The organism is Comamonas sp. MYb21, from assembly GCF_037479395.1.
Lineage (GTDB): Bacteria > Pseudomonadota > Gammaproteobacteria > Burkholderiales > Burkholderiaceae_C > Comamonas.
The window spans coordinates 55,907-82,155 of the sequence record NZ_JBBGZC010000015.1 but is presented as its reverse complement, the minus strand read 5'-3'; the positions used below and the strand labels follow the sequence as shown (position 1 = coordinate 82,155).

Here is a 26,249-nt window from a genome sequence, read left to right as displayed (position 1 = left end):
TTGATGGATTCCAACTTTATCAATCGATTTTTATGGCGCAATATCGGACCCATGCAATCGATCCACACCCCCGCACCAGCCCTGACGATGGCCTGGTGCCATGACCCCGCGCAGTCGCCAGCGATCCTGGCGCTGTTCATGGGCCAGCTCAGCCCCCATTACATCTCCCATGGCGAGCTGCAGTCCCCGCGCGCCATCGCACCGGGCCAATGGAGCCCCCAGCTGGCCGACAACATGGCGCTGCAGATTGAGGCCACGTTGGCCGCGCCCGAAGCCAACGCGATGCAGCGCATCGCCACCGCCCACCAGGGCGATACGCTGGTCGGCGTTGCCTTTGTCGCGCTCGACGAGGCCCAGCTTGCGCCCACCCCGTTTGCCACCTTGGACGACCTGGTGGTCAACCCCGCCGTGCGCGGCCAGGGCTTGGGCGAGGCCTTGTTTGGCTGGGTCTGCGCCCAGCTCCAGGCAGAAGGCGTGCAGCGCCTGTTTCTGGAAAGCGGTATCGGCAACCAAGGGGCGCACCGGCTGTTTGAGCGCCTGGGCTGCCAGCCCGTGTCCGTCACGATGATGAAAGAGTTGGGAGTTTGACCATGGCATTGCATTCCAAAAGATGGCTGGTGCTGGCCATTGTGTCGATGGCGCTGCTGCTGATCGTCGTTGACATGACGGTGCTCTACACCGCCCTGCCGACCCTCACCCATGACCTGGCCGCCTCCACCTCGATGAAGCTGTGGATCGTCAACGCCTATGCGCTGGTGGTCGCGGGCCTGCTGCTGAGCACGGGCGCGCTGGGCGACCGCCTGGGCTACCGCCGCATGTTCATGCTCGGCCTGGCGATCTTTGGCGCCGCCTCGCTGGCAGCCGCCTATGCGCCCAATGCCGGGCTGCTGATTGCCGCGCGCGCCGTGCTGGGCCTGGGTGCGGCCATCATGATGCCTGCCACGCTGGCCATCATCCGCATGAGCTTTCCCGACCAGCGCGAGCGCTCGGTCGCCATTGGCATCTGGGCCTCGGTCGCCTCGGGGGGCGCAGCGCTTGGCCCGGTGGTGGGCGGTGTGCTGCTGGAGTACTTCTGGTGGGGCTCGGTGTTTCTGGTCAATGTGCCCATCGTGGCGCTGGCGCTGGTGCTGACCGTCTGGCTCATTCCTGCAGACCGCCTGAGCACCAAGGCCAGCCTGGCCGGCTGGGACTACACCAGCTCGCTGCAGGCCATGGTCGCCATGGTCAGCCTGGTGCTGGGCATCAAGGAGCTGGCCAAGCCCGCGCCATCGCTCGTGTTTGCCGTGCTGATGGGGCTGCTCAGTGCCGCTGTGCTGTGGGTCTTTATCCGCCGCCAGCTCAGCCGGCCCCAGCCGCTGATCGAGCTGCGTCTGTTCCGCATTCCGACGTTCTCGGGCGGTGTGGTGGCTGCCGTGGTGGCTGCTGTGGCCCTGGTCGGGGTGGAGCTGGTGTTCAGCCAGCGCCTGCAGCTGGTGCTGGGCCTCAGCCCCCTGCAAGCGGGACTGGCCATTTTGCCAATCCCCGTGGCCGCCTTTGTCGCCGGCCCCATTGCCGGCTGGGCACTGTCGCGCCTGGGCACCCACCAGCTGATTGTGGGCGGCCTCCTCGTCACCGCCGTGGCGCTGTGCGCGCTGGCCATGAGCCTCAACAGCGATGCCCATGGCCTGCAGAAAATCGCGGTGCTGGCCGTCCTGGGCCTGGGTGTGGGCGCCACCATCACCGCCGCATCGAACGCGGTGATGAACAGCGCGCCGCCCGAGCATGCCGGCATGGCCGCCTCGGTCGAAGAGGTGTCCTACGAGTTTGGTGGCGTGCTGGGCGTGGCCTTGCTGGGCAGCGTGCTGTCCTGGCGCTACACCAGCAGCCTGGTGCTGCCAGACAGCCTGCAAGGCGCCGCTGGCGGGGCCAAAGGCGCTAGCGACGGCATCGATGCGGCTTTGTTGGCTGCAGAAAAGCTGCCGCCGCAGGCTGCCACGCAGCTGCTGGGCCTGGCCCATGCCGCGTTTGACCAGGGCTTTATCGCCGTGATGGCCACTGCCGTGGTGCTGGTGCTGGCCGCCGCGCTGGCCGTCGCCCTGCTGCGCAGTGGAAGCCCCAAGCGGCGCAGCCCGTCCGCAAAGCCAGCGGCCAACGCCGTGCCCGGTGTCCCGGGTGAAGGGCGCTGACCCCCAAAAGGCGCGTTAGAAAAAGTCCTTGTCGGGCAGCGGCTCGCCATGCACCGCCAGCTTGCCCAGCGCCAGCGCCTTGTACAGCGCCGGGTTGTGCGATGCCACGGTGCGGGCATTGCGCCAGTGGCGGTCCAGGTTCTGCGTGCGCAAGGTCGACGAGGCACCACCCAGGTCAAACACTGCCGTGCCAGCCTGCAGCACCAGGCCATCGACGATGAGCTTGGCCTTGGCGGCCAGCACCGCCGCATGGTGGGCCGTATCCTTCAAGGCGGGGTCGCCTTCGGCGGTGGCGAGCGACGCATCCTGCGCATGGCTGGCTGCTGCCACCACCGCTTCAGCGGCAAACAGCTGGGCTGACAGGTCGCCGACGATCTTCAGCAGCAGCGGGTCTTGCGCCGGGGTATCGGCAGCGGCAAAGAAGAAACCCTTGCGCGAGCGCTTGTGCAGCATCGCCGACGCATCACGCACAATGGCGCGCAGGATGCCGGTGTTCACCGCCGTCAGAAAGAGCTGCGGCAAGGTGCTCTTGTAAGGCCGGCTGTAGCCAGTACCGGCGCTGTCCACAATGATTTCCTCGGGCTCGACCCGCACATGCTCGAACAAGGTGGTGCCGCTGCCGGTCATGCGCTGGCCCATGGCGTCCCAGTCATCGACCAGGTTCACGCCTTCGCGCCGCGTGGGGATGATCGCAGTGACATCGCGCTCTTGCGCATCGCGCGCCCGCACGATGACAAAATCCGCATACAGGCTGCCGGTGCTGTAGAACTTGGCGCCCGTCATGCGGAAATGCGCGCCGTCGGGCACCAGGCGGGTGAAGGTCTTCTCGCCGCTTCTGGCCTGCGCCAGCTCGGTATTGGCCAGGCCAAAGATCGCCCCCTGGGCCACCTGATCGCGCCAGAAATGCGCCTGCGCACTGACAGGGTTGCGCGCAAAGCGCTCCACAAAGACAAAGTGGTTGCGCAGGATATGCGCGACGTTGGAGTCGGCTGCGCCCAGCGCAATCACCTGCTCCATCAGCCCCGCAATGCTGGCCCCCGTGCCGCCCTCGGCCACCGGCAGGCGGTAGGCACCAAAGCGCTGCTCCTTCAAGGCCTGGATCTGCGCAAACGGCAGAATGCGCTTTTCCTCGCGCTCGGCCGAGCCAGCGGCGATCTCGTCAAACAGCGCTTGCCAGTCGGCGCTGGCGGTTCCGCTGGTGGCGGTCTGCGCAGCAGGGGTCAGGGTCTGGGGATGGTCGATTTTCATAAACGGTTCTGCAAAAAGCGCGGGCCGGGCCCGGCGGGTGTGTAGGGAGAGGGGGTCAGGCCGCAGCCAGGCCCAGGTTGCCGCGCAAGGTGCTGGCGCTGTAGCCCTCGCGGTAAACGCCGGCTTTGCGCAGCAGCGGCACCACCTGGTCGACAAAGTCTTCCAGGCCCGAGGGCAGCACGTCGTGCATCAGGTTGAAGCCATCGATGGCACCACTGCGGAACCAGCTCAGCATGTAGTCGGCCACCTGCTCGGGCGTGCCGACGATGGTGTTGTGGTTGCTGCCGCCGCCGTTTTGCGCACGAATGAGCTCCCGCACCGTCCAGCCATGGCTGCGCGCCTTATCCACCACGTTCTTGGCAAAGGTAGTCATGCCGTTGTCCGGCAGTTGCAGGTCAGCGGGCAGCGGCTGGTCCAGGTCGGCATGGCCAAAGCGGGTTTGCAGCAGGTCCGACAGGTAGTTGAGCCCCTGCTCGATCGGCACCAGATCGGCCAGCGCCTGGGCGCGCTGCTGCGCGGCCTGCTCGGTGGCACCCAGCACGGTGACCAGGCCGGGGAAGACCTTGACGGCGCTGCTGGCACGGCCCAGCGCCTTGAGCCGGGCATCGAGCGCCTGGCGGTAGCTTTGCGCCTGCGCCAGCGAAGGCGCCAGGGTGAACACCGCATCGGCATGCAGGGCGGCCAGGTCCAAGCCCGCGTCCGAGCCTCCGGCCTGCACCACCAGCGGCCGGCCTTGCGGGCTGGGCGGCACATTGATGGGACCTTCGACCGCAAAGAACTCACCCTGGTGCGCAATCGGGCGGATCTGCGCCGGGTCAAAGTACTGGCCCGTGGCGCGGTCGGCCACAATGCCGCCGGGCCCCCAGCTGGCCCACAGGTCCTTGAGCACCTGGCTGAACTCTGCCGCGCGCCGGTAGCGGTCGGCATGCGCCAGCGGCGCGCTGCGGCCAAAGTTGCGCGCGGCCTCGACATCGGCCGAGGTGACGATGTTTACCCCCGAGCGCCCGCCACTGACCAGGTCGAGCGACGCAAAGCGCCGCGCAATATTGAAGGGCTCGTTGTACGACGAAGACACGGTTGCCAACAGGCCGATGTGCTGGGTCTTGGCCGCAATCAGGGCCAGCAAAATGCTGGGCTCGATCGCCGGAAACGGCCGGTGCAGGCTGTTGCCGGGAAAAGCCGCGCGGTCCGAGAAGAACACCGCATCAAAGCCTCCCCGCTCTGCGGTCTGGGCCAGGCGGACAAAATAGTCGGGGGTTACCGGCCACAGCGGGTCGTTCTGCGGCCACAGCCACGCAGCGGCATGGGCGCCTGCGCCATAGATATTGAGGTTGAGGTGGAGTTGGGTAGGCTGGCTCATCGTGTGGGGCACACTGGGGATATCAAAAATAGGTTCAGCGCAGGCGAGGCATCAGGCCACGCGTGCCAGCGCGGGGCTGTCTGGCTCAGCCTCGGCCGGCCGGGTCTTGAAGCGGCTGCGCGCCGGGTCGATGTCGAGCATTGCGTCGAGCAGGCTGCGGGTATAGGCATGGCGCGGCGCGCCAAAGATCTGGTCGCGCGGGCCGGCTTCCACCACCCGGCCCTTTTCCAGCACGACGATGTCGTCCGAAATCGCATAGACGCTCTCCAGCCCATGGGCGATAAACACCATGCTCAGCTGCAAGTCCTTTTTGAGGCGCTGCAGCAGCGCCAGGATTTCGGCCTGCACCGAGACATCGAGCGCAGAGACGGGCTCGTCGCAGATCAGCAGCTGGGGCTGCACGCTGAGCGCCCGCGCAATGCAGACGCGCTGGCGCTGGCCGCCCGAGAGCTCATGGGCAAAGCGATCGAGGGCCGAGGCCGGCAGGCCCACCATGGCCAGCAATTGCGCCGCTTGCGCGCGCAGCTGCGCTGCCGTCCAGCCCGGCTGCTCGGCCAGCGGCTCGGTGATCAGCTGGCCAATGCGCATGCGTGGGTTGAGCGATGCATAGGGGTCCTGGAACACCATCTGGATGCTGGCAGCCGCGCGCACCGCCGGGTCGCCCAGATCGGCGCCCTCAAAACGCAGGCTGCCGCTATCGGCCTGCGCCAGGCCGGCGATGATGCGCGCCAAAGATGATTTGCCGCTGCCCGACTCTCCGACCAGGCCCAGGGTGCGGCCCCGTTGCAGCGAGAAAGACACGCCCTCCAAGGCCAGATGCTTGAAGGGTTTGAAATGCCAGGCACGGGGCTGCTGGTAGTACTTGCTCACGGCATCCAGCTGCAGAATCGGCGGCGCATCTTGCGCTTCTTGCGGCTGCTGCAAGGCGGCCTCTGCCAAGGGCTGGCGCACGACGGCCGGAATGCGCGGCGCCAGCGCCAGCAACTGCTGGGTGTAAGCGGCCTGCGGCCTGGCAAACAGCTGCTGCACCGGGGCGGATTCGACGATCTCGCCGTGGCGCATCACATGCACATGGTCGGCCACCTGGGCGACGACCGACAGGTCATGGGTGATCAGCAGCACGCCGACATTCGATTGCTCGGCCGTGCGCACCATCAGCTCCAGCACCTGGGCCTGCACCGTGTTGTCGAGCGCCGTGGTCGGCTCGTCGGCAATCAGCAAGGCCGGCTCGCCGGCCATCGCAATGGCCAGCATCACGCGCTGGCGCATGCCGCCCGAGAGCTGGAAGGGGTAGTCCTGCAGCAGCTGCGCCGGCCGGGGCAGGCCCATGCGGGCCAGCAGGTCAATGGCCTCGGCCCGGCGCTGGCGGCGCGTCAGCTGGCGCTTGTAGTACAGCACCTCTTCGATCTGGTCGCCAATGGTCAGCACCGGGTTCAGCGACGACAGCGGCTCCTGGAACACGATGCCCACATCGGCGCCGCGCAGGCTGCGCCATCCCGCCTTGTCCAGCTGGCGCAGATCGCGGCCATTGAGCATGGCCTCATCCGCACTGAAGCGGGCATTGCTGGGCAGCAGGCCCAGCACGCTCAAGGCCGTCAAGGTCTTACCCGATCCGCTCTCGCCCACCAAGGCCACCACCTGCCGGCGTTTGACCTCTATATCCACCCCGCGCACCAGGCGCAGCGGCTCGCCGCCACCATGGGGCTGCAGTGTGACGCCGGCATTGCGGTAGCGCAGCACGGTGTCTGCCAGGCCTGTATGCAGCGCGGCAGGGCGAAGAATGGCGCCAGCCTGGTTGGCGGCGTGGGCAAGCGTTGGGGCAGCAGTCATGGCAGGCGTGGGTCCAGGTAGTCTCTGAGCCAATCGCCCAGCAAGATGATGCTAAAAACCGTGGCCGTCAGCGCCACGCCGGGGAAGGTGCTGATCCACCAGCTGGTGGCCAGCTGCTGGCGTCCGTCGGCCAGCATCTGGCCCCAGGAGATATCGGGTGGCTGGATGCCAAAGCCCAGAAAGCTCAAGGACGACTCCGTCAGGATGACGGTGCCAATGTTCAAGGTGGCCACCACCACGAGGGCCGGCAAGATATTGGGCAGGATGTGGCGCAGCAGCAGGCGCGAGGTGCGCAAGCGGCTCACGCGCGCGGCAGCCACAAACTCCAGCTCCTTGACGCGCAGCACCTCGGCGCGCGCAATGCGGGTATAGATCACCCAGTTGGTGAGCGCAATCACCACAATCAGCGGCGCCAGGCCGGCGCCGGCCACCAGGGCCACCACCAGCATGAACAGCATGGCTGGAATCGCCAGGATGGCATCGACCACGCGCATCAGCACCTGGTCCAGCCAGCCGCCGCGCAGCCCGGCCAGCACGCCGATCGCCACACCAATGGCCCCCGAGAGCGCCACGGCCGCCAGGCCCACGATGACCGAGCTGCGCGCGCCGTAGATGATGCGCGCCAGCATGTCGCGGCCCTGGCCATCGGTGCCCAGCGGGTAGGCCCACTGGCCCTTGTCCAGCCAGACGGGGGGCAGGTAGCGCAGCGACAGATTGCGTTTGACCGGGTCGGCCAGCGGCAGCAGATCGGCGCCCAGGGTGGTCAGCAAGATCAGCAGCAGCAAAATGGCGCCCAAGCGGCCACTGCGGCTGCGCCACAGCCCGCGCAGAAAGCGCTGCAGGCCCGAAGGCTGGGCCGCCACCACAGGCGCATCGGCCTGCAGGGCCGCGCCGGTATTCACCACCACGCCGCTCATAGCTTCATCCTCGGGTCAATCAGGCGGTAGACCACATCGGTGGCAAAGTTCACCAGCAAGGTCATCGCGGTGATCACCAGCACACTGATCTGGATCACCGCCATGTCCTTGGTGTTGATCGCCTGCACGATCAGTTGGCCCAGGCCCGGCCAGGCAAAAATGGTCTCGGTCACCAGCGCCCCGCCCAGCAGCGCCACCACGTGCAGCGAGGTCATCGTCACCGTCGGGATCGCGGCATTGCGCAGCGCATGCTTGCCAATCACCAACCAGTCAGGGATGCCCTTGGCATAGGCGGTGCGCATATAGTCCTGGCTCAAGGTTTCGAGCATGCTGGCGCGCACCAGCTTGGCCAGGTCACCGGCAAAGGCCGTGCCCAGGGTCAGCGCAGGCATCACCAGGTGCGCCCAGGTGCCGCTGCCCGATACCGGCAGCCAGCGCAGGCTGACGCCAAACACCAGGATCAGCATGATGGCGACCCAGAAATTGGGCATGGCCTTGCCCAGCACGGCCACGCCGGAGACCGCATGGTCCACCCAGCTGCCGCGCCGCAAGGCTGCCGCCACGCCAGCGGGCACCGCGATCAGCACGGCCACCAGCATCGATGCGGCAGCCAGCAGCAAGGTGGCGGGCAAGCGCTCGAGCACAATGGGCAGCGCCGAGCTGCCATAGCGGTACGAGGTGCCAAAATCGCCGTGCAGCAGGTTGCGCATGTAGTTGAGGTACTGCAGGTGCACCGGCTGGTCCAGCCCCCAGGCGGCCACCATGGCCAGGCGGTCGGCCTCCGAGGCCTGGTCCGGGATCATCATCACCGTCGGGTCGCCGGCCAGAAACACCAGTGCAAACACGATCAGGGTGACCGTGAACAGCACCGGCACCGCCTGGAGCAGCAGCCGCCACAAGGCCGAGAGCATCATGCGCGCCGCACTTGTTCAGCCGGGATCATCTCGTCAAAGCGGCCGGCAAACTGCACCCGCTTGTTGACGCTGTAGATCGCCTTGGGATAGAGCACACCGATGCGGGCGCGGTCCTGGGTGATGATCTCCTGCGCGCGCCAGATGATGGCCTGGCGCTCCTTCTCGCCGGTGGTCGCGGGCAGCTCGGTTGCCAGGCGCTCGAACTCGGCGTTCTTCCAGTGCGGGTTGAAGCGCTTGAGCGAGCCCATGTTCAGGATGAAGGAGGCATCGGTGTAGGAGCCCATGCCCCAGAAATAGATCTCGCCGTGCGAATCACTGCCCACGCGGGCGTTGTAGATGCTCCATTCCTGCACTTCAAGCTGGGCATTGAGGCCGACATCCTGCAGGTAGCCGACGATGGCCTCGGAGACCTCGCGGTCCTTGATATAGCGGCCGCTGGGTGAGCCAAAACGGATCTTGGCCCCCTTGGCGCCTGCCGCCTGGATCAGCTGGCGGGCCTTGTCGGGGTTGAAGGAGTTGGCTGCCGTCAGGCGGGTATTGGCGTTGGGGATCTCGGGCGGGAACAGGCCGCGCGTGGCGGTGGCATAGCCATCGGCCACCACCTCAGCCAGCTCCTGGCGGTTGATGGCCAGGTCAATCGCCTCGCGCACCCGCGCGTCGTGGGTGACCACACCCGGCTCGGTGCGCAGGTGCAAACCAAAGTTGCGCGCAATATTGAAGGCGACGATGCCGGTGTCGGCATTGGACTTGAGGCGGCCGATGTCCTCGGGCGGAATGTTCACCGCCAGGTCCACGCCGCCGGACAAGGCCTCGGCCACGCGCGTGGCGGTTTCAGGAATCGCGCGGATCACCACCCGCTCCCAGTGCGGCGCCCCACCCCACCACTGGGGGTTGCGCGCGAGCACCAGGCGGTCGGCCTTTTTCCACTCGACAAACTTGTAGGGGCCCGTGCCGATGGGTTTGGCAAAGAAGGCCTCTTCGCTGCCCGCCGCCTTGAACGCATGCTGGGGCAGGATCGAGCCGCCATTGCCGACAAAGTTGTGCAGAAAGAGCGGATCGGGCTTGCTGGTAACCAGGCGCACCCGGTGCGGGCCCAGCACCTCGACCTTTTCCACCGAGCGAAACTTCTCCACCGCGCTCAGCAGCTTGGGGTTGCCTTTCATGCGCTCGACGGTGAACTTCACATCTTCGGCAGTAAAGGGCTTGCCGTCGTGCCACTGCACATCAGGGCGCAGCTCAAACACCCAGGTGCGCGGGTCTTCCTGCTTCCAGGACTGGGCCAGGCCCGGCGTGAAGGCCATCTTGCCGTTCGGAAATTCCTTGTTGACCAGGTACTCATAGAGATTGACCAGCGCCGACTGGGTGCTGTTGTTCTCGTGGTTGGCCGGGTCCAAGGACAAGATGTCGTTGCTCTGCGCAATCGTCAGCGTGGTCGATCCCGCCGCAAAGGCGGCCCGCGGCAGCGCAAAGGGCAGCGCGGCCAGGCTGGCCGTGGCGGCGGCGTTTTTCAGAAAGATACGGCGGCTGGTGGACATGGGGATTCAATTCAAAGAGAAAAAGGGGACAGGTGGGCCTCAGGCCGCTCAGCGGGCCTTGGCGGATACCAACAACAGACAGCGCGGATCAGCCCAAACAGAACAGCGCGCGTTCCTGCGCATCTATCTGGGCCAGCAGGCCGGTTTCCCATTCCAGGTAGGCACGCGCTGCCGCCTTGTTACCGCTGTGGCGGTCATGCACAAAAAACAGGTAGTCGATGCGCTCGGCGTCATCAGGCACATCGGGGCTGGCCAGCACTGGCAAGCCCGCGCGCTGCCACTGCTCGGGCCCGTCGCTCAGCAGATGCCATACGCCGCCCACATCGCGCGCAGCGGCTGCTGCCAGCGCAGGCTCGGGCGTGATGAACACGGTTGCCCGGGTTCCATCGCCGCGCTGCAGCAACGGCCGGATGGACCAGCGCGCACCGGCGATATGGCCAGCGCGGTAGCTGGCGCTGTCACGCAGATCGACGAGGTCATAGGCGCCAAGGTCCGCAGCCAGCGCCGCACTGCTGATGCGCGGCAAAGCCGCTTCGGCTGGTGGCGCTGCGGGAGTGGCCGGCAAGGCATCGGGCCTGGCCAGGTAGGCCGCATGCCCCAGGCGCCGCAGCCAGACCGCCGTCATCGGCGCGCGCAGGCCATCGGTATCCACCAGCACAATGCGCGCATGGCGCGTGGCCAGGTACTGGTCGGTGGCCTGCACCAGCTGCCCACCGGGCGCATGGGCGGCACCCGCAATGGGGCTGGCGGCAACTTCTTCGGGCGAGCGCACATCCAGCAGGTAGGTGGTGCGCTCGGGGTCGGCCAGCCAGGCGGCAAGGCCTGCCGCATCGATGCGCGTGGCACCCTGCTCAGCGCTCAGTTGGGCCAGGCGGGCCGCCACCTCGGGCGCCGGTGCGCGGCGGTGTTCGGGGTAGCTGCGGCTTTGGCCATGCTCGAGCGGCAGGTCGTTCAAATACCAGCCCTGGGTGCCGTTCTCCAGTGCATAGATGGGATTGGGCAGGCCCAGGTCGCGCAGGGTCTGCGCGCCCACAATGGAGCGGGTGCGGCCGGCGCAGTTGACGACCACCGTCGTCTGCGCATCGGGGATCAGATCGGCATGGCGCAGGGCCAGTTCGCCATTGGGGCAGCTGATGGCGCCGGGAATGCTCATTTTGTTGAACTCGGCCAGCGGCCGGCCATCGAGCACCACCAGCTTGCCGCCAGACGCTTGCAGCTGCTGCAATTGCTGCGCGCTGATATGCGGGGTGCCCAGCGCGGCCTCGGCCAGCTCGCCAAAGGTTTTGGATGGCAGGTTCACGCCCTTGAACAGCATCAGACCCGCCGCCTCCCAGGCGGTCACCCCGCCCTCGCTGATGGACAGATCGCTATAGCCCAGCGCTGCCAGCGCCCGAGCGGCCCGGCTGGCAACACCGTTGCCGCCATCGATCAAAACGATGCGTGTAGACAGCCTGGGCACCAGGCGGGAGATATCGGCCTCCAGGCGGCTATAGGCCAGCGGGATGGCCAAAAATGGGTGACCCTCCCCAAACTCGCCGGCTTCGCGCACATCCAAAAACGCGAACTCTTGGCCATCCCCCAACAGGGCTTTGACGGACAGGGGACTCAGTGCTTGCATAAAACCATCATCTCTCGGACACAGCCCCAGACACAAAGGGGCATGGGGGAGAGCTGCGATTGTGCGCAAGGGCCCACTCGGCGAAAACGAATTAAATCTACTTAGCATATTTGCTGAGCGAGTATGGTGCGGCCGGCGAGGTGCGGCCGACTAGGTGCGGCCGGCGAGGTGTGGCCGAACAGGTGCGACCACCCAGGTGCGGCCGGCTAGCCGCAGGCAGCAAAGCACCGGCCTCAGCAGCGCGCGGACCCGCCCTCCCGCGCGCTACCCACCACCAGCAAGGCGGCAGCCGCCACACCGGCCGCGGGCCAGAGCATCGCCGGCAAGTCCCATGCATCCCTCCCCTGCCCAGGCTCCCAGCCGATGCACGGGCTCTCGCAGCGCTGATCTATGGCAGCCTGGCCGAGGCGGCGTTCTGGATTGCCGATGGGGCCGACGGTGCGGAAGGGGTCGATGGCGCTGCGCGCCTGGAGCAAGCCGCCGCAGGTCTGGATTTGCTGCTGCGGGGCCTGCTGGTGCAGCCGCAGCGTGGATAGCTCTGGCGGCTGTGTGAGGTTGATGGTGACGACATGCCTCCCCGGCTTACTACGCCTAGGCAAGCACAGCGACTACAGATTCCGCAATGCCATGCCCTTAACCTGAAAGGGCAGCCAATACCGCGCTGCATCCCCCCTTCAACCGGAGACAGAGATGAGCAACCAGCAGCAACCCAACCAAAGTCCCAATGGCCAACAACCTGCCCAAAAGCAGCAGGACCAACAAAACCAGCAGCGCCCTGCCCAGCAGCAGCAGCAAGGCCGGGACCAGAACCAGCAGCAGCAAGCGCAGTCCCAGCAGCAGTAAACGCAATGGCGGCAGGGCGCCTGGCCCGCCCGGCACGCGCCCGGCTGCCGCCTAAAGGCTGCCCAAGAAAAAACCCGCCATTGCGGGTTTTGTGTCGTATCGCTTAGGGGCGAAATTGCGTTTGGTAATGTTTCAGTGCCAATTCCACATCCTGCAGGCGATCATATTGCGGGGAGCCCATAAAGGGCTCCAGATCCCGTAAACCAATCACTTCCAGTTCCAGACGCTCGTATTGCGCTTGCGTCACCACAAGCAGGTCTTCCGCTTCTCGCATAAGACCTCCTTTCCACCTGGTACCCAAATCCGTAAGTTTGGCTGACGATCCAGGTTCCACCACGATAGCGCCATCCAGGCATTTTGCAAAGTTCTTTTACAAGAACCAACGTCTGGTACACACCCGGGCGTATTCAGTATTCGGGCGTTTTCCAGCTGTCTGCGGTGATGGGCCGCGTCAGCTGCTCGATCTTGGCATCGATCAGCGACAGGCGCGCGTGCTCAATGGTGCCTTCTGCCGGGTGGTCGGCCAGCAACTCGGCGCCCTGGGCTTTCAAGGCATCCAAATAGGCGTCTTTCTCCTTGTCATTTCCGGTCTGCGTAGACATTCCTAGCCTCCAATGCTTTGGTGGTTAAACTGTAACAAAACTACTCCAAAACGCCAGCCAGCGATCTCAAAATTACGAAATAAGCAGAAAACGTCCTACAGCCACACCGAGGTGGAGCTGAGGTCTGTTATTTGCTTTGCGTAAGACTAACCTAGCTTATATGCACTGGGTTTATATAGAGGCATTTCGCCCGACACCCGTCAGTCGGCGGATGCATTGCCCGAATCATCCAGCAGCTTCATCGCCGCATTGAACTGCGCCGCCTGGGCCAGGCCCTCGGCGCTGCCAATGGCCAAAGGCAGCGGGGGCCGGCTGCACGCTGCCCGCCATCGCGCGCGACTGCAGATGCTTTTGAAAGAAATGCGCCCCGTCCCCACTGCCCGCGCCCGCAGCAGCGACCTGGGCCGGTCTTGCAGATGCGCATCCCCAGCCGGCAAAGGCGATTTCTGCGGCCCGCTCTCAACGGCCCCAGATGGCCTCCTCGTCAATGCGCTGGGGGTTCACCCAAGGGCAAGTTCTGGTCTGGATTTTTTGCAGCTGCGCCGTCAGCGCGTGAAGATTGGCTTCAGTAAGACCGGTCTTGCACCAGCGTAACCGGCCAACTCGCTTGGATGACTCCATGCGCGGGCGCACAAATCCTACAGACCTGGGGCGCAGCAGCAGCGAACCTAGTAGGCATACGACCGAGGAGCATGACATGAGCAGCACCAAGCCAGACACCCCTACCGACACCCGGCCCGCAACCCAACCCAACTACCCCGAAGACGAAAGCATGGATCCCGTGGGCGAGCCCTATCCCGAGCAGGAGCCGCTGGCACCCGAGCCCGGCGAGGACCCTCCCCACCCGCCGTTCTCGCCCAGCACCGAGCCCGATATTCCGCAGGATCCCGAATCCGAGCGCGTCATCAGCCCCGAGCCGCTGGATCCCTGATGACCAGCCTCTCGCCGTTGCCGCCGCCGCTGCCTGGCGATGCGGCGCTTTTCCTCGACTTTGATGGCAGCCTGGTGCCCATGGCGCCAACGCCCGACAGCATCGCTGTGCCTACCGGGCTGGTGCCCTTGCTGCGCGATCTGCAGGGCCGGCTGGGTGGCGCGGTGGCCATCATCTCCGGACGGGAGATTGCGGTCCTTGACGCCTACCTGCAGCCCTTGCAACTGGCCTGCGCCGGCGCCCATGGCGCGCAGCGCCGCAATGCCAGAGGCCAGCAGTGCAACGATGCGCCGGGTGATATCTCCGCCGTGATCGACGCCTGCGAGCAATTGGCTAAGGCGCACCCTGCCCTGTATGTCGAGCCCAAGCAAAGCGGCGTGGCCCTGCACTACCGCCGCGATCCATCGCTGGAGGGCCTGTGCCTGCGCAGCCTGCAAGCAATGCTGGCCCACAGGCCGCAGTGGACGCTGCTGCGCGGCAAGCAGGTGCTGGAGATGCTGCCGGTGGGCGCAAGCAAGGGCCGCGCCATGGATGCCTTTATGCAGGAGCCGCCTTTTGTCGGCCGCACGCCGTTTTTCGTCGGTGATGACATCAGCGATGAAAGCGGCTTTACCGCGGTGCTGGCAGAGCGCGGCGTCGCCATCAAGGTGGGCGCGGGTGTGAGCTGCGCCAGCCACCGCCTCGATGACGTGGAGGCCGTCTACCACTGGCTTCAAGCCGCCTGCACGCAGCACCGTATGCTGAGCGCGCTGGGCCGGCCGGCGGAGGTGCAGCCATGAGCCGCCTGGTCGTTGTCTCCAACCGCGTCGCCGACCCGCAGGATGCCGCGCCAGGCGGCCTGGCCACTGCGCTGGAGGAGGCGTTGCAGCGCCAGGGCGGCCTGTGGTTTGGCTGGGGCGGCACGGTCAGCGAGCAATCCCCGCCCCCACTCTGCATCCGTCCATGGAAGGCAGTGACCGTCGCGACGACCGCGCTGGAGCGCTGCGACCATGACAGCTACTACAGCGGCTTTTGCAACAGCACGCTCTGGCCCGTGTTCCACAACCGCCTGGACCTGGCCGCATTCGACCCGCGCTTCTACGAAGGCTACCGACGCGTCAACCGCCAGTTTGCGCAGCTGCTGCTGCCGCTGCTGCAGCCCGATGACGTGATCTGGGTGCATGACTACCACCTGATGGCGCTGGCCTCTGAATTGCGCGCGCTGGGCTGCCAGCAGCGCATCGGGTTTTTTCTGCATATCCCCTTTCCGCCGCTGGTGGCCCTCGGGGCCGTGCCCCAGCACAAGGCGTTGATGCAGGCCTTGATGGACTTTGACCTGGTGGGCCTGCAAAGCCGGCAGGACCTGCAGCATTTTGAGAGCTATGTGCTGGCCCAAAGCGATGGCCGCATCAGCCACCGCCACCACTACCGTGCCCATGGCCAGCAAACGCGCTGCGAGGTGTTTCCAGTGGGCATCGATGCGCGCGCCTTTGCAGCGCTGACCACCACACCCCCGGCGCAGCAGGTGCAAGCCACACTGGCGCAGGAATACTGCCAGCGCCGCCTGGTGGTGGGCATTGACCGGCTCGACTACTCCAAGGGCCTGCCCGAGCGCATCCACGCCTTCCGCGATCTGCTCGAGCGCCACCCGGCCCACCGGCGCAGCGCCAGCCTGGTGCAGATTGGTTCGCCCACCCGCGAGCACCTGCAGGCCTATGCCGATATCCGCAGTGAGTTTGAGTCGCTCTGCGGCGCCATCAATGGTGATTTTGGCGAGCTCGACTGGATGCCCGTGCGCTATATGCACCAGGTGCTCACGCGTGCCCAGCTGGCGGGCCTGTGCCGCTCGGCCGCCGTGGGCCTGGTCACGCCCTTGCGCGATGGCATGAACCTGGTTGCCAAGGAATTTATCGCCGCCCAGGACCCGGCCGACCCCGGGGTGCTGGTGCTGTCGCGCTTTGCCGGCGCGGCCGAGCAGCTGCAAGAAGCCCTGCTGGTCAACCCCTATGACGCGCACAGCACCGCCAACAGCATCGACCAGGCGCTGCAGATGCCGCTGGCCGAACGCATCGAACGGCACCAGCAGCTGCTGGCCCGCATCGAGGCCGAAGATGTGCACTGGTGGTGCCAGCGCTTTTTGCATGCGCTCCACCAGTGCCAGCCTGCGCTTGCGCGCAAGCCGCGCATTGCCGTTGCAGCCAGGAGCGCTGTGCTCGATGCAGAACCCGACCTGCCGATGACCCGCCCCACGCGGGATGGCAGCTTTCCCTATCTGCGGGTAGTGCCAGGCGGAGGCCCTGCGCAGCCCAGCACCACGGCCGCACTGCGCAGGGGCGGTTGAAGGATGCATGCCTCTACCGCACTTGAAGACTTTCTGACCGGCTCCGAGCCGCAGGAGCCCGGACAGACACTGCGCGACCTGGTCGCACAGGGCCTGGACCAGTTGCCCCTGCCCGGCCAGGGCCAGACCCTGGCGCGCTGGCGGGCACTGGCCGCGGTGGCCGCCAGCAACCTGAGTCTGGTCAAGCTGTTTGAGGGCCACACCGACGCCCTGGCCATTCTGGCCGAACTGGGAGCCCAGGCGCCCGCAGCGGCGCGGACCTGGGCCGTCTGGGGTGCAGAGCCGCCGGGCAACCGGGTGCAGGCCACGCCCATCAGCGCCAGCGCTCACCTGGCCCCCGGCAGCGAGGTGCTGCTGAACGGCACCAAGGCCTGGTGCTCGGGCGCGCACAGTGTGGACCATGCGCTGGTAACCGCCTGGCTGTCCGATACCGAGCGCTGCCTGGTCGCCGTCAACCTGCTGCAGCCTGCGGTGCAGGTCAGCAGCGAGGGCTGGCAGGCCGTGGGCATGGCCGACAGCGGCAGCGTCGATGTACAGCTGACCGGCGCCCGCGCCACCTTGGTGGGCAGCCCGGGCGCCTATCTGAGCCGCCCGGGCTTTCAGCATGGGGGCGCCGGCATTGCCGCATGCTGGTATGGCGCCAGCGCCCGCATTGCAGGCCAGCTGCTGCGCGCCTGCCGCAACCACGCCGAGCCCCATGCCTTGGCCCACCTGGGCGCGGTGGATGTGGCGCTCTCGGCCACGGCTGCACTGCTGCGCGCCACCGCAGCCCATATCGATGCCCAGCCTGGGCAGCCCTGGACCCGGGAGGTGAACCGCACCCGCCTGGCCGCCGAGGCCGCTGCCCAGCAAGTGCTGCAGCATGTGCCGCGCGCGCTGGGCCCGGGCCCTTTTTGCAAAGACCGGTCGCTCGCCTTGCTGCTGGCCGACCTGCCGATTTTTATCCGCCAAAGCCATGCCGAGCGTGATCTCGCCGCGCTCGGCCAAGCGATCGCACAACAGGAGAACAACGCACCATGGAAGCTCTGATGCCCCGCCACATCGAAGGAGAAGGCACGCCCGAACTGCAATGGCAGCCCTGGCTGGCCCAGGCAGCATTGGGCACCACGCCGGCCGAGGAGCTGCTGCAAGGCTGCGCGCGGGTGGTGATTGTCTCGCCCCATCCTGATGACGAAATCCTGGCCACGGCCGCCATCATGCAGCACTGCGAGGCCAACGCGCTGCCCTGCACGGTGATCGCGGTCACCTCGGGCGAGGCCAGCCACCCGGGCTCGCGCCTGTGGACGCCGGACCAACTGGCCCAGGCCCGCGAGCGTGAAAGCGCCCAGGCGCTGGCCCTGCTCTGCCCGGGCAGCCAGATCATCCACCTGCGCATCCCCGACGGGCAGGTGCAGGACCACCAGCCCCAGCTCGAATCGCGCTTGCAGCAATTGCTGCGCCCGACCGATGCGGTCTTCTGCCCCTGGCGCTACGACGGCCACCCGGACCACGAGGCCACCGGTGAGGCCTGCGCCGCCGCCACCGCCGATGTCGGCAGCCGCCTGTTTGAGGTACCGATCTGGACCTGGCATTGGGCTAGTCCCGGCGACCAGCGCGTGCCTTGGCAGCAAGCCGTGCGCATGCCGCTGAGCGCCGAACAGCTGGACCGCAAATGCCTGGCGCTGTCCTGCTTTCGCAGCCAGTTGCTGCCCGACCCGTCCACCGGCAGGCCCGCCATCCTGCCGCGCTGGGCCACGGCGCGCCTCTTGCGTAACTTCGAGGTGATACTGCGATGAACCAACGCCAACACTTTGAACAGCTCTACCAAAGCTCCTCCGACCCCTGGGCCGTCAAAACCACCTGGTACGAGCGGCGCAAGCGCGAGCTGCTGCTAGCATCGCTGCCGCGCGAGCACTACCGCCACGGCTTTGAACCCGGCTGCGGCAATGGCGAAACCACGATGGCGCTGCTGGAGCGCTGCGACCAGCTTGTGGCCGCGGACTTTGCCGAATCGGCCGTGCTGCTGTGCAATGCCCGCATCCAGCGCGAGGACCGGCGCCAGCTGCACCTGCAAAAGCTGCAGCTGCCGCAGGAGTGGCCGCAGGTGCCGCCCGGCGGCTTTGATCTGCTGGTGGTCTCCGAGCTCGCCTACTACCTGGATGATGCCGATCTGGCGCTGTTCAGCGAGCGCTGCCTGACCTCGCTGGCAGCGGGCGGGCACTGGCTGATGTGCCACTGGCGCCACCAGGCGCCCGACCTGCTGCAAAACGCCGACACCATCCATGCGCAAATCGGGGCCAGCGCCGCACTCAAGACCGTGGTCGAGCACCGAGAGACCGATTTCCTGCTGGAAGTCTGGGAAAGGCTCTGAACCCATGATCGGCATCTGCATCCCCGCCCACAACGAAGAAGACTTGATAGGCGCCTGCCTGGAAAGCGTCGCCACGGCCAGCCTCCACCCCGACCTGGGCGCCGAAGAAGTCAAGGTGGTTGTCGTGCTCGACAGCTGCAGCGATGGCAGCGCCGCCATCGCCCGGCAATGGCCTTTTGTCACCCTGCAGGTCCATGCCCGCAATGTCGGCCGGGCGCGGGCTGCCGGGGTCCGCCATCTGCTGCAGCACCAGGCGCGCTGGCTGGCCTTTACCGATGCAGATACCCGTGTGGCCCCCGATTGGCTGGCAGTGCAGCTGTCGCTGGGGGCCGATGTGGTCTGCGGCACCGTCGGGGTGGACAGCTGGGCGGCCCATGGCGCCGATGCGCAAGCTGCGCGCCTGCGCTTTGAATCGGGCTACCAGGACCGCGACGGCCACCGCCATGTGCATGGTGCCAACCTGGGCCTGTCGGCCCATTGCTACCAGCAGGCGGGCGGCTTTGATGCGATGGAGTGCGGCGAAGACCAAGCGCTGGTGGACCGCCTGGCCGCGCTAGGCGCGCAGATCGCCTGGAGCGCCCTGCCACGGGTGCTCACCAGCGGACGGCCTTTTTCCCGCGTGGAGCATGGCTTTGCTGGCGCCATTCGGCTAGCAACCCAGCCGGGGCTGCGCTAAGCCCGCCCGCCGCCCGGCTCGATGCCTGTGGCAGCAAGCCACGGCCAAAAGCACTACAGCCGGTCAGCTGAAACCTGTTGACATTCCTCGGACAACGCCTACACCGCGCACCAGCCCTTAGCCGCGATCATGGAGCCATCGAAGAAAGGAGTTCGTCATGCAACACCAGCCATCTTTTCCGATGCTGACCATGCCAACCCGACCCTTAGTCGCGCAGCGTGGTGAAAAGCAAAACCGCTATGTTCCAGCGGTGTCCACAGATATCAGCAAGACCTTCGAGAAGTACCGCCGCCTGGCCGCACTTCAAAACGCCAAGCAGTTGGCGACTTAGAGCCGCCAACACGGCCCAGCAAACCTTAGGTTTGCGATTGAGACTAGGCGCCAACCCGCAGGCAGTACAGGGGTACGACAAGGATTGGTAACGACGTATCAAGGGTTGTGTTAGAGGCTCGTGCCCAGTTTCTTGCCGAGTTCATGCTTTCCCCCTCCATCCGGTTCAAGCTTGCATGAACGGCTCGCATTGAGCATCGGCCTTCTTCTACCGGCCTAAGGCGCCCCTTGGGCATAGTCACCAGCGCAACAGCCCGCCAAAGGGCAGGCTGTTGTCAGCTGGGGGCCTTTTGGTTCAAGCCGCCGCAGTCTTGGCCGGGCCCCCTGCCCGGGTCGCGAGCCAGCACAAAATGGCGCCACCGCAGACCATCGCAGCCCCTTGCCAAAACGCCAGCGACAGCGGCGCTCGCAGCAGTACGGTGGACAGCGCAGCCGACAGCACGGGGATAAAGTAGGATGCGCCGGCCAGCACGGTCACATGGCCGTGCAGTATGCCGAAGTTCCAGGCGCCGTAGCCAAAACCCATCGCGGCAGCGGCCAGCACCAGGTAGACAATCGCCTCGCCGCTGAAATGCATCGCGCCACCGCCACCCAGCAGGTACTTGGCCCAGAGGGTGATCGACACCAGGATAAAGAACAGGGTCACGCCATTCTTGCCATGGGCAATACGCGCCGTGACCGTGCAATAGGCCGCCCAGATCAGCGCGCCGGCAAAGGCCAGGCCGTAGCTCAGCGGGTTGTCGCGCACGTTGTGCAGCATGCCTGCCATGTCAAAGCCCTGCTCGCCGCCCAGCACCCAACAGATGCCAACGATGGACAGCACAAAACCCGGCACGATCAGAAAATTGCTGTGCTGGCGGTTGAACAAAATGGCCGCGACGATGGTGAAGGTGGGCCAGAGGTAGTTGACCATGCCCACCTCAATGGCCTGCTGCGCAGTGTTGGCGTAGCCAATGGACAGCGACAGGCACAGCTCATAGACCACAAACAGCAGGCTGCCCCAGACCAGGTACTGGCGGGGAAAGCTGCGCAGCTGGCGGGGGCGCGCACCGCCCACCGTTAGCAGCAAAAAGACCGACGCCAAGCTGTACATCAGCGCCGCGCCGCCGGTGGCACCAAAATGCGTACTCACGCTGCGGATCAGGCCGACGATGGCGCTCCATAAAAGCACGGCCACGAGGCCGATCAGGGTGGCCTTGTTCTTGTTTTGCATGGTTGTTCAAAGGTTGCAGGCACAGCGCCCAGCCATGCTTGGCCGGGCGCTGCGCCTATTGTCGCTGCCACATCAGTCCTGCGTGTCGATCCAGATGGTTTTCATCTCGGTGTACTGGTCATGCGCCCACTGGGATTTGTCGCGGCCGCCAAAGCCCGATTCCTTGTAGCCGCCAAACGGCGTGGTGACATCGCCCTCGCCAAAGCAGTTGACGGTGACCACACCGGCATGGATAGCACGCGAGACTTTGATGGCCTGGCGCAGGTCATCGGTGTAGACCGAGGCAGCCAAGCCATAGACCGAATCATTGGCCAGCGCAATCGCCCCGTCCACGGTGCGAAAGCTCGTCACCGCCAGGATGGGACCAAAGATCTCTTCCTGGAACAGGCGGCTGTCCGTGCCCACGCCATCGACCACGGTGGGCTGCACATAGACGCCCTGCTCCGTCTGGCCGCCAAAAGCCACGGCCAGCTTTTCGGCCTGGGCCTGCGCAAAGTAAGAACTCACCTTGTCGAAATGCGCCTTGCTCACCATCGCGCCCAGGCGGTTGTCCGGGTCCAGCGGGTCGCCCATCTTCCAGGCGCGCATCTGCTCGCCGATATGGGCCAGCAGGTCGGCCTTGATGTCTTCGTGCACGATCAGGCGCGACGAGGCCGAGCAGTTCTCGCCCATGTTCCAGAAGGCACCGGCCACAATGTGCTGGGCGGCAGCGGCCAGGTCCTGCACATCGCGCAGCACCACGGCCGGGTTCTTGCCGCCGCACTCCAGCACCACCCGCTTGAGGTTGGACTCGGCCGCGTACTGCAGGAACAAGCGGCCGGTGTCGGTCGATCCGGTAAAGCTCACCATGGTGACATCGCGGTGGCGGCCCAGCGGCGCGCCCACATCGCGCCCGCCCCCGGGCAGCACATTGAACACGCCCGCTGGCACCCCTGCCTGGTGGGCCAGCTCAGCCACGCGCAGGGCCGTCAACGTGGTTTCCTTGGCAGGCTTGACGACGATGGAGCAGCCCGCTGCCAGCGAGGGGCCGATCTTCCAGGCCAGCATCAGCAGCGGAAAGTTCCAGGGCAGCACCAGGCCGACCACGCCAATCGGCTCACGCACCACCAAGGCCAGCGCATTGCCACCCACCGGCGCCGTGTGGTCGTAGATCTTGTCGATCAGCTCGGCATGCCAGCGGATGGTGTGGATGGCCTCGGGCACATCGGTGTTCTGGCATTCGCGGATGGGCTTGCCGCTGTCCAGCGTTTCCATCACGGCCAACTCATGGGCATGCTGCTCCAGCAGGTCGGCAAAGCGCAGCAGGATGTGCTTGCGCGCATTGGGCGACAGGCGGCTCCAGCGGCCATCCTCGTACGCCGCCTTGGCCGCAGCCACCGCCAGGTCCACATCGCCGGCATTGCAGGCCGCAATCTGGGCCAGCAGCTGGCCGGTGGCCGGGTTGGTGGTCTCAAAGGTCTGGCCGGACAAGGCGGGGCGAAACGCGCCATCCACAAAGGCCTGCGTGGGCAGCGTGATGCGGTGGGCCAGCTCGGCGTACTGGGCGGCGGTCAGCAAAGGGGCGGCCATTATTGCTGGCCTCCGGTGATGGCAGCGACATCGCGCTGGAGCTTGCTGAGCACCGCTTGCAGGCCCTGCTTTTCATCGTCGTTCAAGCCTTGCAGCGGTGCGCGCACGCCACCGGCCTGCAGGCCGATCAGCTCGCAGCCATGCTTGATGGCCTGCACAAACTTGCCGCCTTCGAGGAAATCCATCAACGGCATCAGCGCGGCCATGATGCGGCGGCCCTTGTCAAAATCCTTGTCGACGACGCAGGCCTGGTACAACGCAATGTGCTCGCGCGGAATGAAGTTGGAGCCCGCGCAGACCCAGCTGCGCGCGCCCCAGGCAAAGAACTCCAGCGCCTGGTCGTCCCAGCCGCAGGACAGGCCGATCTGCGGAAATTCGCAGGCCAGCATGTGCAGCTGGCCGGTCTGGCCCGAGCTTTCCTTGATCGCGACAAAGTTCTTCGAGGCCTGCGTCACGATCCGGAAAAACTCACGGCCCATCGACATGCCCATGCGGCCGGGGTAGTTGTAGAGCATGACCGGCAGGCCAGCGGCGGCATCGATGGCCAGCGCATGGGCGGCGTTCTCGGCCTCGGTGGGCAGCGCATACGGGGGCGTGCCCACCAGGATGGCATCGGCCTTGATCGCCTTGGCCAGCTTGGCGTATTCGACCGATTCCTCGGTGCGCACCGCGCCGGTGCCGATGATGAGCTGGGTACGGCTGCCGATCACCTCTTTGGCATAGCGGGCCAGGTCCAGGCGTTCCTGCGTGCTGTGGGCGTAGTACTCGCCGGTGGAGCCGGCAATGATGATGCCGTGCACGCCGGCGTCGATCAGGTGCTCCAGCACCTGGCTGAATGCAGCGTTGTCGATGGCGCCATCGGCGCGCAGGGGCGTGATCGCGGGGGTGTAGATGCCTTCAAAGTTCATGGTCGTCTCTGTTGGGTAAAGAATGGGTGGAGGGAATAAGCGCCGCAGTGCCAACCGCAGCGCGAAGGATCAGCGTTGGAGCGATGCCGCCTCTTCAAGGCTCATCGCACGGGTCTCGGGCGCCAGCAGCACCGATGCCACCAGGCCGACCACGGACACGGCGGCGGCCGCATACATGGTGTGGCCGATGCCAAAGCTGGCCAGCGAGGCGGGCACCAGCCAGGTGCCAATCGCAGAGCCCACGCGTGTCATCGACGAGCCGACACCCACGGCAAAGGCGCGGATCTCGGTGGGGAACAGCTCATTGGGGTAGACCAGCTCGAGCACCTGGGCGCCGCCGATAAACAGGGCATAGGCGCCAAAGAGCAGCAGCACCACCACCTCGGAGCCGCTCGAGAACGCGCCCAGCCCCAGCAGCGCCAGGCTGGACCAGAGAAAGCTGTGGATGATCAGCGGGCGGCGGCCCATGCTGTCGATGAGGCGCGTGGCAATCACGCAGCCCACGACAAACAGCAAGGTGATTAGCACCGAGCCATACGAGGCCCAGTCGCCCTTGAGGTTGAGCGCCTGCAGCACCACCGGCGCAAAGGAATAGACCGCAAACATCGGCACCACGGCTGCGGTCCAGAACACGATGACAAACAGCATGCGCTTGCCATAGCCCGAGTGCAGCAAGCTGCCCAGCGACACCTTTTGCGCCGAGACCTGGGCCGGCATATTGGCCAGCGAGAAGCTGGGGCCGTAGACCTTTTTGATGACCTGGTCGGCCTCGTCAAAGCGGCCCTTGTTCATCAGCCAACGGGGCGATTCGGGTGTGCCCAGGCGCACCAGCATCAGCAAAGCACCCAGCACGGCCGAGCTGGCCAGCACCCAGCGCCAGCCGTCAGGCCCGCTGTGCGCCAGGATGAAGTTGCCCACGATATAGGACAGCGCAGCGCCGACAAACCAGAGGATGGTCAGGCCCGCCAGGCGCGGGCCCCGGTTCTTTTGTGGCAGAAATTCGGCCAAGAGCGAGCCGGCTACCGGGTACTCCAGCCCCACGCCCATGCCCACCAAAAAGCGCAGGATGAACAGCGCCGTGCCCGACTCGACCCAGAACGAGCCCAGCGAGCCGATGATGAAGAGCAGCGGCCCGACAAAGAACAGGCGCTGGCGGCCGATCTTGTCGGTCAGCCAGCCGCCCAGAAAGCCACTGAAGAAGGTGCCCAGCATCGCCGATGCCGCCACCATGCCCTGCCAGAAGGAATCGAGGTGCAGATAATCAGAAAACTGCACAATGGCCACGCCGATAATACTCAGAATATAGCCATCCAAAATCCAGCCACCGCCACAACGCAAGGTCATTAACTGGTGGAATCCATTCAAGGGCACATCCTCGATGGACATATTCTCCTTTTGCATGATATATCGTCTCCTTTTTTAGTAATACATCAATCCATGGATAGCGTTATCCATGCCGGATATTTTTTGAATCCGGTTTAAAAAATCATTGGCGCCACGCTTTCACCGCGAGAGGCGCGGCGGCCTCAGCTCTCCAGCCCTGCCTTGCGCTGGCCCCACCACAGGGTGGCGTTGACGCCGAGCGACAAAAATGGCTCGGGCGGCAAGCGGCTGGGGCCGGAAGTAGCCAGCAAAAAATCCATCAATTCATGGCGTTTGCCGGCGATCATGTCGGCCAGCAGGCTGCCGGTGACGGTGCCGCGCGTGATGCCCAGGCCGTTGCAGAACAGCGCGCCGTAGACGTGGGGCGCCAGCTGCCCAAAAAAGCCGTTGTGGTTGCGGGTCAGCGCCAGCGATCCGCTCCAGGTGTAGTCAAAGCTGACGTCTGGCAGCATCGGAAAGCGCCGCGCAAAAGACTGCTGGTGCTGGCGGGCAAAGCGCGCCAGGCAGGCCGGCTTGGAGCGCTGGCCGGGGTTGAAGCTGAAGCTGTTGCGCATGAGAATGCGGTTGTCATGCGTGCGGCGTACCGTGCTGCCATAGGGGTCGGCCGGGATCACGCCCCAAAAGGCCTCGCCCCCCAGCAGCTGCTGCTCGGCCTCGGTCAGGGGGCGGCTGAGGCTGGCATACAGGTACATCGGCAGCACGGTGCGCTGCAAAAAGCCAAAACGCGCGCCAAAGGCATTGTTGGCCAGCACCAGCTTGTCGGCCCGGATGCAGCCCTGGGCATGGCGCAGCAGCACCTGGCTGCCGTAGTCCACCTCGGTGATGGCGGTGTTTTCGTACAGGGTCACATTGGGCGGCAGGCTATCGGCCAGGCCTTTGACCAGGGCCGAGGGCTGCAGCAGCATGGTGCCGGGGGTGAACAGCGCCTGGCGATAAAAATGGGTGCCAATGCGTGCGGGCAGGTCCTTGCCGGCAATCACCTCATAGGGCTCGCCCAGCTTGTCCAGGCCACGCCGGTAAGCCTCCAGCACCGCAATGCCCCGGTCCTCCACCGCCGCCTGGTACTTGCCACTCGCACGCATATGGCAGTCGATCTGGTGCTGCTGCACCAGCGCATGGAGCAGGCCCTGGCCCATGCGGTTGAGCTTGAGCGTGTTCCTGGCGATGGTAATGTCGCCGATATAGTCGTCAGCGCCAATGTCATGGGGCAGGTCGATCGCAAAGCCGGCATTGCGGCCCGAGGTGCCAAAGCCCACTTCCTGCGCATCGATCAGCACCACCTCGTCCTGCGGAAAATGCAGTGCCAGCTGCCGCGCAGCGGCTAGGCCGGTAAAGCCTGCGCCGATCACCGCCCAGCGGACGTGGCGATCGCCGCGGTGGGCGGGCCGGGCCTGGCGTGCAGGCCCCGTGTGGTACCAGCCGCAGGCGGCATCGTCCTGGGGCGTAACGCTTATCTTTTGCATATTGTCTCCGGCTTCCGGCCTCAAACTACTGCAGATATTCAAGCACTGCAATAAATCAAAGCCTTTTTATCAAA

At 65.7% G+C, this 26,249-nt stretch carries 26 protein-coding genes; 12 read left to right on the top strand and 14 right to left on the bottom strand.

Annotation, left to right across the window (positions count from 1 at the left end; translation table 11 throughout):
* The first annotated feature begins 51 nt into the window (after positions 1 to 51).
* Both WH367_RS20900 and WH367_RS20895 read left to right on the top strand, forming a co-directional pair.
* Positions 52 to 588 carry a GNAT family N-acetyltransferase gene (locus WH367_RS20900; RefSeq protein ID WP_339537545.1) on the top strand — a complete coding sequence of 179 codons (537 nt, stop codon included), beginning with the start codon at positions 52 to 54 and terminating at the stop codon, positions 586 to 588.
* A gap of 2 nt (positions 589 to 590) precedes the next feature.
* Positions 591 to 2,165, top strand: coding sequence for an MFS transporter (locus WH367_RS20895; RefSeq protein WP_339537544.1), 1,575 nt, complete (start codon positions 591 to 593; stop codon positions 2,163 to 2,165).
* A gap of 15 nt (positions 2,166 to 2,180) precedes the next feature.
* Here WH367_RS20895 and WH367_RS20890 read toward each other — a convergent pair whose 3' ends face one another.
* From WH367_RS20890 to WH367_RS20860, 7 genes are all read right to left on the bottom strand, one after another.
* The gene (locus WH367_RS20890; RefSeq protein WP_339537543.1) at positions 2,181 to 3,413 is read right to left on the bottom strand and encodes an acyl-CoA dehydrogenase; all 1,233 of its coding nucleotides are present in this window, start codon (positions 3,411 to 3,413) and stop codon (positions 2,181 to 2,183) included.
* Between the two features lie 55 nt (positions 3,414 to 3,468).
* Positions 3,469 to 4,773, bottom strand: a complete 1,305-nt coding sequence (locus tag WH367_RS20885) for an NtaA/DmoA family FMN-dependent monooxygenase (protein WP_339537542.1) — start codon at positions 4,771 to 4,773, stop codon at positions 3,469 to 3,471.
* A 51-nt stretch (positions 4,774 to 4,824) separates the two neighbouring features.
* Positions 4,825 to 6,603 (bottom strand): ABC transporter ATP-binding protein, encoded by a 1,779-nt coding sequence (locus WH367_RS20880; RefSeq protein ID WP_339537541.1) that lies wholly within the window; start codon positions 6,601 to 6,603, stop codon positions 4,825 to 4,827.
* A complete protein-coding gene (locus WH367_RS20875; RefSeq protein WP_339537540.1) occupies positions 6,600 to 7,520 on the bottom strand; it encodes an ABC transporter permease in 921 nt (306 codons plus the stop codon). Before WH367_RS20875 ends, WH367_RS20880 begins: the two co-directional genes overlap by 4 nt.
* Positions 7,517 to 8,434, bottom strand: coding sequence for an ABC transporter permease (locus WH367_RS20870; RefSeq protein ID WP_021028201.1), 918 nt, complete (start codon positions 8,432 to 8,434; stop codon positions 7,517 to 7,519). Before WH367_RS20870 ends, WH367_RS20875 begins: the two co-directional genes overlap by 4 nt.
* Positions 8,431 to 9,969 (bottom strand): ABC transporter substrate-binding protein, encoded by a 1,539-nt coding sequence (locus tag WH367_RS20865; RefSeq protein WP_339537539.1) that lies wholly within the window; start codon positions 9,967 to 9,969, stop codon positions 8,431 to 8,433. The genes WH367_RS20870 and WH367_RS20865 overlap by 4 nt, the downstream gene beginning before the upstream one ends.
* Positions 9,970 to 10,057: 88 nt before the next feature.
* Positions 10,058 to 11,587, bottom strand: coding sequence for a rhodanese-like domain-containing protein (locus WH367_RS20860; RefSeq protein WP_339537538.1), 1,530 nt, complete (start codon positions 11,585 to 11,587; stop codon positions 10,058 to 10,060).
* A gap of 140 nt (positions 11,588 to 11,727) precedes the next feature.
* Here WH367_RS20860 and WH367_RS20855 point away from each other — a divergent pair, with 140 nt between their 5' ends.
* Positions 11,728 to 12,123 carry a hypothetical protein gene (locus tag WH367_RS20855; protein WP_339537537.1) on the top strand — a complete coding sequence of 132 codons (396 nt, stop codon included), beginning with the start codon at positions 11,728 to 11,730 and terminating at the stop codon, positions 12,121 to 12,123.
* A 154-nt stretch (positions 12,124 to 12,277) separates the two neighbouring features.
* Positions 12,278 to 12,430: a hypothetical protein gene (locus tag WH367_RS20850; protein ID WP_158400600.1), complete on the top strand. Its 153-nt coding sequence runs from the start codon at positions 12,278 to 12,280 to the stop codon at positions 12,428 to 12,430.
* 103 nt (positions 12,431 to 12,533) lie between these two features.
* Here WH367_RS20850 and WH367_RS20845 read toward each other — a convergent pair whose 3' ends face one another.
* Both WH367_RS20845 and WH367_RS20840 read right to left on the bottom strand, forming a co-directional pair.
* Positions 12,534 to 12,704 carry a hypothetical protein gene (locus WH367_RS20845; RefSeq protein ID WP_021028205.1) on the bottom strand — a complete coding sequence of 57 codons (171 nt, stop codon included), beginning with the start codon at positions 12,702 to 12,704 and terminating at the stop codon, positions 12,534 to 12,536.
* 133 nt (positions 12,705 to 12,837) lie between these two features.
* On the bottom strand, positions 12,838 to 13,032 hold the full coding sequence (locus WH367_RS20840; protein ID WP_021028206.1) for a hypothetical protein: 195 nt from the start codon (positions 13,030 to 13,032) through the stop codon (positions 12,838 to 12,840).
* Positions 13,033 to 13,729: 697 nt separating this feature from the next.
* On the opposite strand from WH367_RS20840, the gene WH367_RS20835 reads away from it, so the two are divergent.
* The 8 genes from WH367_RS20835 (at position 13,730) to WH367_RS20800 (ending at position 19,640) form a co-directional block, all read left to right on the top strand.
* Positions 13,730 to 13,963, top strand: a complete 234-nt coding sequence (locus tag WH367_RS20835; protein WP_021028209.1) for a hypothetical protein — start codon at positions 13,730 to 13,732, stop codon at positions 13,961 to 13,963.
* Positions 13,963 to 14,742, top strand: coding sequence for a trehalose-phosphatase (gene otsB / locus WH367_RS20830; protein WP_339537536.1), 780 nt, complete (start codon positions 13,963 to 13,965; stop codon positions 14,740 to 14,742). Before WH367_RS20835 ends, otsB begins: the two co-directional genes overlap by 1 nt.
* Positions 14,739 to 16,283: an alpha,alpha-trehalose-phosphate synthase (UDP-forming) gene (locus tag WH367_RS20825; RefSeq protein ID WP_339537535.1), complete on the top strand. Its 1,545-nt coding sequence runs from the start codon at positions 14,739 to 14,741 to the stop codon at positions 16,281 to 16,283. The genes otsB and WH367_RS20825 overlap by 4 nt, the downstream gene beginning before the upstream one ends.
* Before the next feature lie 3 nt (positions 16,284 to 16,286).
* Positions 16,287 to 17,312: an acyl-CoA dehydrogenase gene (locus tag WH367_RS20820; protein WP_339537534.1), complete on the top strand. Its 1,026-nt coding sequence runs from the start codon at positions 16,287 to 16,289 to the stop codon at positions 17,310 to 17,312.
* The gene (locus WH367_RS20815; protein WP_339537533.1) at positions 17,312 to 18,058 is read left to right on the top strand and encodes a PIG-L deacetylase family protein; all 747 of its coding nucleotides are present in this window, start codon (positions 17,312 to 17,314) and stop codon (positions 18,056 to 18,058) included. Before WH367_RS20820 ends, WH367_RS20815 begins: the two co-directional genes overlap by 1 nt.
* Entirely contained in the window at positions 18,055 to 18,633 is a 579-nt protein-coding gene (locus WH367_RS20810) for a class I SAM-dependent methyltransferase (protein ID WP_339537532.1), read from the top strand. The genes WH367_RS20815 and WH367_RS20810 overlap by 4 nt, the downstream gene beginning before the upstream one ends.
* Before the next feature lie 4 nt (positions 18,634 to 18,637).
* Positions 18,638 to 19,309, top strand: a complete 672-nt coding sequence (locus tag WH367_RS20805; RefSeq protein WP_339537531.1) for a glycosyltransferase — start codon at positions 18,638 to 18,640, stop codon at positions 19,307 to 19,309.
* A 157-nt stretch (positions 19,310 to 19,466) separates the two neighbouring features.
* Positions 19,467 to 19,640, top strand: coding sequence for a hypothetical protein (locus tag WH367_RS20800; RefSeq protein ID WP_158400602.1), 174 nt, complete (start codon positions 19,467 to 19,469; stop codon positions 19,638 to 19,640).
* 294 nt (positions 19,641 to 19,934) lie between these two features.
* Here WH367_RS20800 and yddG read toward each other — a convergent pair whose 3' ends face one another.
* The 5 genes from yddG to WH367_RS20775 all read right to left on the bottom strand — a co-directional run bounded on the left by yddG (position 19,935) and on the right by WH367_RS20775 (position 26,175).
* Entirely contained in the window at positions 19,935 to 20,852 is a 918-nt protein-coding gene (gene yddG / locus WH367_RS20795) for an aromatic amino acid DMT transporter YddG (protein WP_339537530.1), read from the bottom strand.
* A gap of 72 nt (positions 20,853 to 20,924) precedes the next feature.
* Positions 20,925 to 22,421: an aldehyde dehydrogenase gene (locus tag WH367_RS20790; protein WP_339537529.1), complete on the bottom strand. Its 1,497-nt coding sequence runs from the start codon at positions 22,419 to 22,421 to the stop codon at positions 20,925 to 20,927.
* Complete coding sequence (locus WH367_RS20785; RefSeq protein ID WP_339537528.1) at positions 22,421 to 23,329, bottom strand: dihydrodipicolinate synthase family protein; 909 nt, start codon at positions 23,327 to 23,329, stop codon at positions 22,421 to 22,423. The genes WH367_RS20790 and WH367_RS20785 overlap by 1 nt, the downstream gene beginning before the upstream one ends.
* 69 nt (positions 23,330 to 23,398) lie before the next feature.
* Complete coding sequence (locus WH367_RS20780; RefSeq protein WP_339537527.1) at positions 23,399 to 24,730, bottom strand: MFS transporter; 1,332 nt, start codon at positions 24,728 to 24,730, stop codon at positions 23,399 to 23,401.
* 125 nt (positions 24,731 to 24,855) lie between these two features.
* Positions 24,856 to 26,175 (bottom strand): NAD(P)/FAD-dependent oxidoreductase, encoded by a 1,320-nt coding sequence (locus tag WH367_RS20775; RefSeq protein WP_339537526.1) that lies wholly within the window; start codon positions 26,173 to 26,175, stop codon positions 24,856 to 24,858.
* Between the last annotated feature and the right edge of the window lie 74 nt (positions 26,176 to 26,249).